Source organism: Enterobacter sp. CM29, from assembly GCF_013179605.1.
In the GTDB taxonomy this organism is placed as follows: Bacteria; Pseudomonadota; Gammaproteobacteria; order Enterobacterales; family Enterobacteriaceae; genus Enterobacter; species Enterobacter intestinihominis.
Genome location: NZ_JABMCU010000199.1, coordinates 1 through 7,886 on the forward strand (window position 1 = coordinate 1; position 7,886 = coordinate 7,886).

The 7,886-nt window shown below is 55.3% G+C and carries 9 protein-coding genes, 1 other RNA gene and 1 pseudogene; 4 read left to right on the top strand and 7 right to left on the bottom strand.

What is annotated here, in order from left to right; genetic code table 11:
* Both HP459_RS19205 and HP459_RS19210 read right to left on the bottom strand, forming a co-directional pair.
* On the bottom strand, positions 1-477 hold a 477-nt coding region (locus tag HP459_RS19205), incomplete at its 3' end, for an aminopeptidase P N-terminal domain-containing protein (protein WP_171936661.1).
* A gap of 25 nt (positions 478-502) precedes the next feature.
* Entirely contained in the window at positions 503-1,081 is a 579-nt protein-coding gene (locus tag HP459_RS19210; protein ID WP_003860099.1) for a YecA family protein, read from the bottom strand.
* Between the two features lie 167 nt (positions 1,082-1,248).
* On the opposite strand from HP459_RS19210, the gene zapA reads away from it, so the two are divergent.
* From zapA to HP459_RS19225, 3 genes are all read left to right on the top strand, one after another.
* Positions 1,249-1,578, top strand: a complete 330-nt coding sequence (zapA, locus tag HP459_RS19215; RefSeq protein WP_003860096.1) for a cell division protein ZapA — start codon at positions 1,249-1,251, stop codon at positions 1,576-1,578.
* Between the two features lie 41 nt (positions 1,579-1,619).
* Positions 1,620-1,803: non-coding RNA, 6S RNA (gene ssrS / locus HP459_RS19220), on the top strand.
* Positions 1,804-1,827: 24 nt separating this feature from the next.
* The gene (locus HP459_RS19225) at positions 1,828-2,424 is read left to right on the top strand and encodes a 5-formyltetrahydrofolate cyclo-ligase (protein WP_022649320.1); all 597 of its coding nucleotides are present in this window, start codon (positions 1,828-1,830) and stop codon (positions 2,422-2,424) included.
* A gap of 409 nt (positions 2,425-2,833) precedes the next feature.
* On the opposite strand, the gene serA is transcribed toward HP459_RS19225, so the two are convergent.
* Together serA and rpiA are read right to left on the bottom strand one after the other, a co-directional pair.
* Positions 2,834-4,066, bottom strand: coding sequence for a phosphoglycerate dehydrogenase (gene serA / locus HP459_RS19230; RefSeq protein WP_022649321.1), 1,233 nt, complete (start codon positions 4,064-4,066; stop codon positions 2,834-2,836).
* 265 nt (positions 4,067-4,331) lie between these two features.
* A complete protein-coding gene (gene rpiA, locus HP459_RS19235) occupies positions 4,332-4,991 on the bottom strand; it encodes a ribose-5-phosphate isomerase RpiA (protein WP_022649322.1) in 660 nt (219 codons plus the stop codon).
* A gap of 127 nt (positions 4,992-5,118) precedes the next feature.
* Between rpiA and argP the strand changes: the two genes are divergently transcribed.
* Entirely contained in the window at positions 5,119-6,012 is an 894-nt protein-coding gene (gene argP, locus HP459_RS19240; protein ID WP_003860089.1) for a DNA-binding transcriptional regulator ArgP, read from the top strand.
* Positions 6,013-6,054: 42 nt separating this feature from the next.
* Here the strand turns inward: argP and HP459_RS19245 are convergent, their stop codons facing one another.
* The 3 genes and pseudogenes from HP459_RS19245 to HP459_RS19255 form a co-directional block, all read right to left on the bottom strand.
* Positions 6,055-6,777: an oxidative stress defense protein gene (locus HP459_RS19245; protein WP_022649323.1), complete on the bottom strand. Its 723-nt coding sequence runs from the start codon at positions 6,775-6,777 to the stop codon at positions 6,055-6,057.
* A gap of 92 nt (positions 6,778-6,869) precedes the next feature.
* On the bottom strand, positions 6,870-7,505 hold the full coding sequence (gene argO, locus HP459_RS19250; protein WP_108367776.1) for an arginine exporter ArgO: 636 nt from the start codon (positions 7,503-7,505) through the stop codon (positions 6,870-6,872).
* A gap of 143 nt (positions 7,506-7,648) precedes the next feature.
* Positions 7,649-7,886, bottom strand: a pseudogene (locus HP459_RS19255) (mechanosensitive ion channel domain-containing protein); the annotation flags it as partial.

Genomic DNA, 7,886 nt, shown 5'->3' on the forward strand with positions numbered 1-7,886 from the left:
GGGTGCAGACAAATTCTGACGTGAGCCTTTACGCAGCTTATCCAGCGCAGTGAAAACAATCTCATCCGCATAGGCGTATTCACCCTGCGCGTGGTACAGCACGTCCAGGCCGTTGAGCAGTTGATAGAGCTGCTGGTTGATTTCGCTGTAGGCCAGCGCGCGGTCCACGCCCAGTTTTTCCGGCGCCGCCTCCTGACCTAAGCGGCGGCCAAACCAGATTTCCGCAGTCAGATCGCGAACGCGGTTGAAAATCACGCTGTGGTTGTGGGTGTCATTGCTTTTAATCAGCACCAGTACCGCTTCCGGCTCGTTAAACCCGGTGAAGTACCAGAAATCACTGCTCTGGCGATAGGGGTATTCGCTGTCGGCGCTGCGCGTCACTTCCGGCGCGGCGAAAATCAGGGCAGCGCTTCCCGGCTGCATTTTTGCCAGCAGCGCCTGACGACGGCGAGAATACTCTTGACTGGAGATAACCATGACACCCTCCTGTGCGTTATTTTTCTTAGTGTAATGTTGGCTTGCGAACTTCCGGCGCGGTCGGCTGCGAGCGCGTAAAGTTGTCGTGGCACAGCAGAGACGCCACGCGCACGTACTCGATGATCTCTTCGAGAGACATCTCCAGCTCTTCCTGGTCTTCGTCTTCATCGTAGCCGAGCTGGGCGATGTTACGCAGATCGTCGATCGCTTCACCCGCTTCGCCGGTCACTTTATCCAGTTTAGGCTGGGTTACGCCCAGGCCAAGCAGATAGTGGTTTACCCAACCCGCGAGCGCATCAGCGCGATCGAAGACGCTGACATCGTCGCCTTCAGGCAGATAAAGCTGAAAAAGAAAGCCATCGTCTTCCAGGGAATCGCTGGTTGCGGCGTGCATTTTACGTAGCGCTTCCGCCAGTTCGTGGCCAAACGCCAGCCCTTCGTTGGTGAGGTCGTGGATCAGCGGCTGCCATGAGCTGTCGCTGTTTCCGCCGCACAGTATGCCGCTGATCAGACCGTGCATTTCGGCAGGGGTTAGACCGACTCCCTGCTGGTTCAGTAACTGGTTTAAATCCTTGTAACCAGGCATTTCGTTCTGTATAGACATACGCATTCGTCATCAAAGGGAGGATATTCATGATATGCTACCACTTTGGACCCTGGTGATACCAGAAAAGGGCTTGTATCTTCACATCAGGGTAGCTATAGTGTCGCCCCTTCGCAGCCCCCGGGGCAGTAAGCGAAGGCAGCGCAGTCAATCAGCAGGAAGGTGGCATGTCTGCACAACCCGTCGATCTCCAGATTTTTGGCCGTTCACTGCGAGTGAATTGTCCGCCTGAACAAAGGGATGCTTTGAATCAGGCTGCGGACGATTTGAATCAGCGGTTGCAAGATCTAAAAGAACGCACTAGAGTCACAAATACTGAGCAGCTGGTTTTCATCGCCGCGTTGAACATCAGCTATGAACTGACTCAGGAAAAAGCGAAGACCCGCGATTACGCGGCAAGCATGGAGCAGCGCATTAAAATGCTCCAGCAGACCATTGAACAGGCATTGCTTGATCAAGGTCGCAGTCCTGAAAGACCGGGACCAAAGTTTGAATAACACTTCTCAGTTGACTATGGTAGAGTAACTGTGAAGACAAAATTTCTCTGAGATGTTTGCAAGCGGGCCAGTCCCCTGAGCCGATATTTCATACCACAAGAATGTGGCGCTCCATGGTTGGTGAGCATGCTCGGTCCGTCCGAGAAGCCTTAAAACTATGACGACACATTCACCTTGAACCAAGGGTTCAAGGGTTACAGCCTGCGGCGGCATCTCGGAGATTCCCTCTCTCTTCTTCTACCAACAACCATGACTCAATTCCCTGAAGTTTCTGCTTCACGCCAGGATATCCGTCAGCTCATTCGCCAGCGTCGTCGTGCCTTAAGCGCCGAACAACAGGCACAGTTTGCCCAGCAGGCCGCCGCCCGTATGATGGCCTATCCGCCTGTGGTGATGGCAAACACCGTCGCCTTGTTTCTTTCGTTTGATGGTGAGCTGGATACCCAACCGCTTATCGACCAGCTCTGGCGCGCCGGGAAAAAAGTTTATCTGCCGGTGCTGCATCCCTTTAGCCGGGGCAATCTGCTGTTTCTGCACTACCATCCGCACAGCGAGCTGGTGGTGAATCGTCTGAAAATCACCGAACCCAAACTCGACGTGCGCGATGTGCTGCCGCTATCTGAACTGGATGTGCTGATTACGCCGCTGGTGGCGTTTGACGAGCAGGGACAGCGCCTGGGAATGGGCGGTGGTTTTTACGACAGAACGCTACAAAACTGGCAGCAGTACGGATTGCAGCCGGTGGGCTATGCGCATGATTGTCAGGGCGTGGAGGCATTACCCGTGGAGAAATGGGATGTGCCGTTGCCGGCGGTGGTGACGCCCAGTAAAACCTGGACCTGGTAGAACAAAGCCGGGTGGCGGCTACGCCTTACCCGGCCTACATAAATCCTCGGACATTGTGTGTCGGGTAAGCGTAAGCGCCACCCGACACACAGACCGCACGAACATTGTAGGTCGGGTAAGCGTAAGCGCCACCCGACACACAGACCGCACAAACATTGTAGGTCGGGTAAGCGTGAGCGCCACCCGATACACAGACCGCACGAACATTGTAGGTCGGGTAAGCGTAAGCGCCACCCGACACACAGACCGCACGAACATTGTAGGTCGGGTAAGCGTGAGCGCCACCCGACACCACAGACCGCACGAACATTGTAGGTCGGGTAAGCGTAAGCGCCACCCGACACACAGACCGCACGAACATTGTAGGTCGGGTAAGCGTAAGCGCCACCCGACACCACAGACCGCACTATCAGTACAGCAGACGCGCGCGAATCGTCCCCGGAATGGCCTTCATGCTCTGCAAAGCTTTCTCGGCGATGTCTTCATCCGCTTCAATATCAATAACCACATAACCCATCTGCGCGTTCGTTTGCAGATACTGCGCGGCAATGTTGACGCCCTGTTCGGCAAAGATCTGGTTGATAGCAGTCAGCACGCCCGGACGGTTTTCGTGAATGTGCAGCAGACGACGCCCGCCGTGTAGCGGCAGAGACACTTCCGGGAAGTTCACCGCAGAGAGCGTTGAACCGTTGTCGGAATATTTGCTCAGCTTGCCCGCCACTTCCAGGCCGATATTCTCCTGCGCTTCCTGAGTAGAACCGCCGATGTGCGGCGTCAGGATCACGTTGTCGAACTCGCACAGCGGAGAGGTGAACGGATCGCTGTTGGTGGCCGGTTCCGTCGGGAACACGTCAATCGCCGCACCCGCCAGATGCTTACGCTTCAGCGCATCGCACAGCGCAGGAATATCGACTACTGTACCGCGCGCGGCGTTGATCAGCAGTGAGCCCGGCTTCATCAGCGCCAGCTCTTCCGCTCCCATCATGTTTTTTGTGGACGCATTTTCCGGCACGTGCAGGCTGACCACGTCGCTCATGTTCAGCAGGTCAGAAAGATGCTGCACCTGCGTCGCGTTACCCAGCGGCAGTTTGTTTTCGATATCGTAGAAAAACACGTGCATGCCAAGGGATTCCGCCAGAATACCGAGCTGCGTACCGATGTGGCCGTAACCGATAATCCCAAGCTTTTTACCACGCGCTTCGTAGGAGCCCGCAGCCAGCTTATTCCACACGCCGCGGTGCGCTTTGGCGTTAGCTTCCGGAATACCGCGAAGGAGTAGCAGCAGCTCGCCAATCACCAGCTCCGCCACGGAACGGGTGTTGGAGAACGGGGCGTTAAAAACCGGGATACCGCGTTTTGCGGCGGCATTCAGATCAACCTGGTTGGTACCGATACAGAAACAGCCAATCGCCACCAGCTTTTCCGCCGCAGCAATAACGTCTTCAGTCAGTTGGGTACGGGATCGCAGGCCAATGAAATGGGCATCACGGATGGACGCTTTCAGCTCTTCAGTATCCAGCGCGCCTTTGTGAAATTCGATGTTGGTGTAACCTGCAGCGCGAAGGCTATCGAGCGCTTTCTGGTGCACGCCTTCAACCAGCAGGAATTTAATCTTGTCTTTCTCCAGTGATACCTTTGCCATTTACCCGACCCTGTTTTTATCTGAACTGATGTTGTGCTGGATATAAATCCCGTGCAGCCAACATATCAAAAAAAACTATTGCAGCAATATGAACGTTTGCGTCGGCACTCTGAAGAAAAGTCATACAGAGCAAAATGACAGAGGAAAATGCTATGGAAATTTACAAACGCGGCAGGATCGGCAAAAGAGGCGGAAAAACGTGACACAAGTCACCGAATTTAGCTTTTCAAAATTTTTTAGCGGGGGGAGCGCTCCCCCCGTCAGATCATTTTACGATGGTTTTTACACCGTCAGCCGTGCCGATCAGCGCCACATCCGCGCCACGGTTGGCAAATAACCCTACTGTAACGACGCCCGGAATGCCGTTGATCGCATTTTCCAGCGCAATGGCATCGAGGATCTCAAGGCCGTGAACGTCGAGGATCACGTTGCCGTTGTCGGTCACCACACCCTGACGGTATTCCGGACGACCACCCAGCTTCACCAGTTGACGTGCCACGGCACTGCGCGCCATCGGGATCACTTCGACCGGCAGCGGGAAACTCCCCAGAATGTCGACCTGCTTGGAGGCGTCCGCGATGCAGATGAACTTATCCGCCACGGAGGCAATGATTTTTTCACGGGTCAGCGCCGCGCCACCGCCTTTGATCATCTGCATGTGGCCGTTGATTTCATCCGCGCCATCAACGTAAATGCCCAGACGGTCCACTTCGTTGAGGTCGAAAACAGTGATGCCGAGGCTTTTCAGCTTTTCCGTGGAAGCATCGGAGCTCGAAACCGCGCCCTCGATTTGCCCCTTCATCGTGCCCAGCGCATCGATAAAGTGCGCCGCCGTCGATCCCGTACCAACACCGACAATGGTACCCGGCTGTACGTACTGGAGAGCGGCCCATCCTACTGCTTTTTTCAGTTCATCCTGCGTCATGATCGTTTTGCCTGTGGTGTGAAAACTCAGGGCGCATTATAGAACACGTCGAATGGATTTCGTCTGCCACGAAGGGAAAATTGTGTCATAGTGCAGATTAAGCAAAATTAAGGAGTCAGCCAGAGCAATGAAACGTCCGGACTACAGAACACTACAGGCACTTGATGCAGTTATTCGTGAACGCGGTTTTGAGCGCGCGGCGCAAAAGCTGTGCATCACCCAGTCCGCCGTATCACAGCGTATCAAACAGCTTGAAAACATGTTCGGGCAGCCGCTGCTGGTGCGTACCGTACCGCCGCGTCCAACGGAGCAAGGACAAAAGCTCCTCGCCCTGCTGCGCCAGGTTGAACTGCTGGAAGACGAGTGGCTGGGCGATGAACAGACCGGCTCCACGCCGCTGCTGCTGTCGCTGGCGGTGAACGCCGACAGTCTGGCAACCTGGCTGCTGCCGGCCCTTGCGCCGGTGCTGGCCGACTCCCCTATCCGCCTGAATCTCCAGGTTGAAGATGAAACCCGCACCCAGGAACGTCTGCGTCGCGGCGAAGTGGTTGGTGCCGTCAGTATTCAGCCTCAGGCGCTGCCAAGCTGTCTGGTGGATCAGTTGGGCGCGCTGGATTACCTCTTCGTCGGTTCAAAAGCCTTTGCCGAGCGCTATTTCCCGAACGGTGTGACCCGCGCCGCGCTGCTGAAAGCGCCTGCCGTCGCGTTCGACCATCTGGACGATATGCATCAGGCCTTCCTGCAGCAAAACTTCGATCTGCCGCCGGGCAGCGTGCCGTGTCATATCGTTAACTCGTCCGAAGCCTTCGTGCAGCTTGCACGTCAGGGAACCACCTGCTGCATGATCCCGCATCTGCAGATTGAGAAAGAGTTGAAAAGCGGTGAGCTGATTGATTTAACTCCGGGGCTGTATCAGCGCCGGATGTTGTACTGGCACCGTTTTGCGCCGGAAAGCCGCATGATGCGCAACGTCACCGACGCGCTGCTGGCGTTTGGGCATAAGGTGTTAAGACAGGATTGAAAAACAAGCCGGGTGGCGGCTTCGCCTTACCCGGCCTACGGGTTACTGAGCTGGCTTTTCAGTCGGCTCCAGCTGGAACACCACATCAACCTGATCGTCGAACTGAATGGTTGGCTGCTCGTAGGTTTCCTGAGCAGAAACCGGCGCGGCGTCCGCTTTCATCATCCGCACCATCGGGCTTGGCTGGTAGTTTGAGACGTGGTAACGCACGCTGTAAACCGGACCGAGCTTGCTCTTGAAGCCGGATGCCAGCTGCTGCGCCTGATGAATGGCATCATCAATCGCCGCTTTACGCGCTTCGTCTTTATACTTCTCCGGTTGCGCAACGCCCAGCGAGACGGAACGAATTTCGTTCAGCCCAGCCTTCAGCGCACCATCCAGCAATCCGTTGAGCTTATCAAGCTGGCGCACGGTCACTTCTACAGTACGCACGGCGCGATAGCCTTTCAGGATGCTTTTGCCGTTCTGGTAATCGTAATCCGGTTGAGTACGCAGGTTCGCAGAGCTGATGTCTTTTTTCGCGACACCGTTCTGTTCCAGGAAAGAGAGGTATTGCGCAACACGATCGTCTGCCTGTTTCTTGGCGGAAGCAGCATCTTTCGCCGCCACGTTCACTTCAATTGCCAGGGTTGCAACATCCGGTACCGCATCCACGCTTGCCGTACCTGAAGTGACAATGTGCGGGCCGTTTGGCAGTTCATTCGCCTGCACCGACACCGCACCTAAACTTACTAATGCCGCCAGGGCCATCACCTTGAACTTCACTGTCATTCCTCCATGTTGCGAAGAGTGCCCTGTTAACAGGGCTCATGCCAGCAAGCTTAGCGGGTCTTGTTCAGATGTCCATAAGACAACGCTTAGTTGAACAATCCCTGTACGTGATCAATGCCCTCTTTCGCCAGCTGGAAGGCAATAAACCACATCACCAGCCCCACCAGGGTATTGATAATGCGCTGCGCTTTGGCGGTACGCAGTCGTGGCGCCAGCCATGCCGCCAGGATCGCAAGACCAAAGAACCAGAGGAAGGAGGCGCTGACCGTACCGAGCGCAAACCAGCGTTTCGGCTCAACGTCCAGCTGTCCGCCCAGGCTGCCGAGCACCACGAACGTATCAAGATAAACGTGCGGGTTAAGCCATGTCACGGCGAGCATGGTGACGATAATCTTCCAGCGCCCTTGCTTCATCACTTCGGCGCTCGCCAGCTCAAGATTGCTGCTCATGGCCGTTTTCAGGGCGCCAAACCCGTACCACAGCAAAAACGCTACGCCGCCCCAGGTAACCAGCGCCAGCAGCCACGGCGACTGCATCAACAGGGCGCTGCCGCCAAAAATCCCGGCGCAAATCAGCAGCAGATCGCTCACCGCGCACAGCAAGGCAATCATCAGATGGTACTGACGGCGGATGCCCTGATTCATCACGAACGCATTTTGTGGACCAAGGGGAAGGATCATGGCCGCACCTAACGCAAGCCCTTGAAAATAGTAAGATAACATAACGTAATTCTCGCAGAGTTGTCCTGGGGCAGACTATACTGCGGGAACGACATTAGAGGAAATGGATAATATTAATTGGGGATTAGCGGGGCTAATAAAAGAAAAGCCCGGTGTCGCTGACGCTTACCGGGCCTACGGAGACGTTACTCTGCTTCTTTGACTTTTTTGACGTTTACGTCCATCTGCGGGTACGGGAAGCTGATGCCGTTAGCATCGAAGTCACGCTTAATGCGCTCCAGCACATCCCAGTAAACGTTTTGCAGATCGCTGCTTTTGCTCCAGATGCGCACCACAAAATTAATGGATGATGCGCCCAGTTCATTCAGACGAACGGTCTGCTCGCGGTCCTTCAGAATACGGTCATCTGAAGCAATGATGTTG

Bases quoted from the DNA above. Each gene is read 5' to 3' on its own strand.
- zapA (WP_003860096.1), top strand. From the start codon at position 1,249: ATGTCTGCACAACCCGTCGATCTCCAGATTTTTGGCCGTTCACTGCGA.
- argO (WP_108367776.1), bottom strand. From the start codon at position 7,505: ATGTTATCTTACTATTTTCAAGGGCTTGCGTTAGGTGCGGCCATGATC.
- argP (WP_003860089.1), top strand. From the start codon at position 5,119: ATGAAACGTCCGGACTACAGAACACTACAGGCACTTGATGCAGTTATT.
- serA (WP_022649321.1), bottom strand. From the start codon at position 4,066: ATGGCAAAGGTATCACTGGAGAAAGACAAGATTAAATTCCTGCTGGTT.
- rpiA (WP_022649322.1), bottom strand. From the start codon at position 4,991: ATGACGCAGGATGAACTGAAAAAAGCAGTAGGATGGGCCGCTCTCCAG.
- HP459_RS19225 (WP_022649320.1), top strand. From the start codon at position 1,828: ATGACTCAATTCCCTGAAGTTTCTGCTTCACGCCAGGATATCCGTCAG.
- HP459_RS19210 (WP_003860099.1), bottom strand. From the start codon at position 1,081: ATGTCTATACAGAACGAAATGCCTGGTTACAAGGATTTAAACCAGTTA.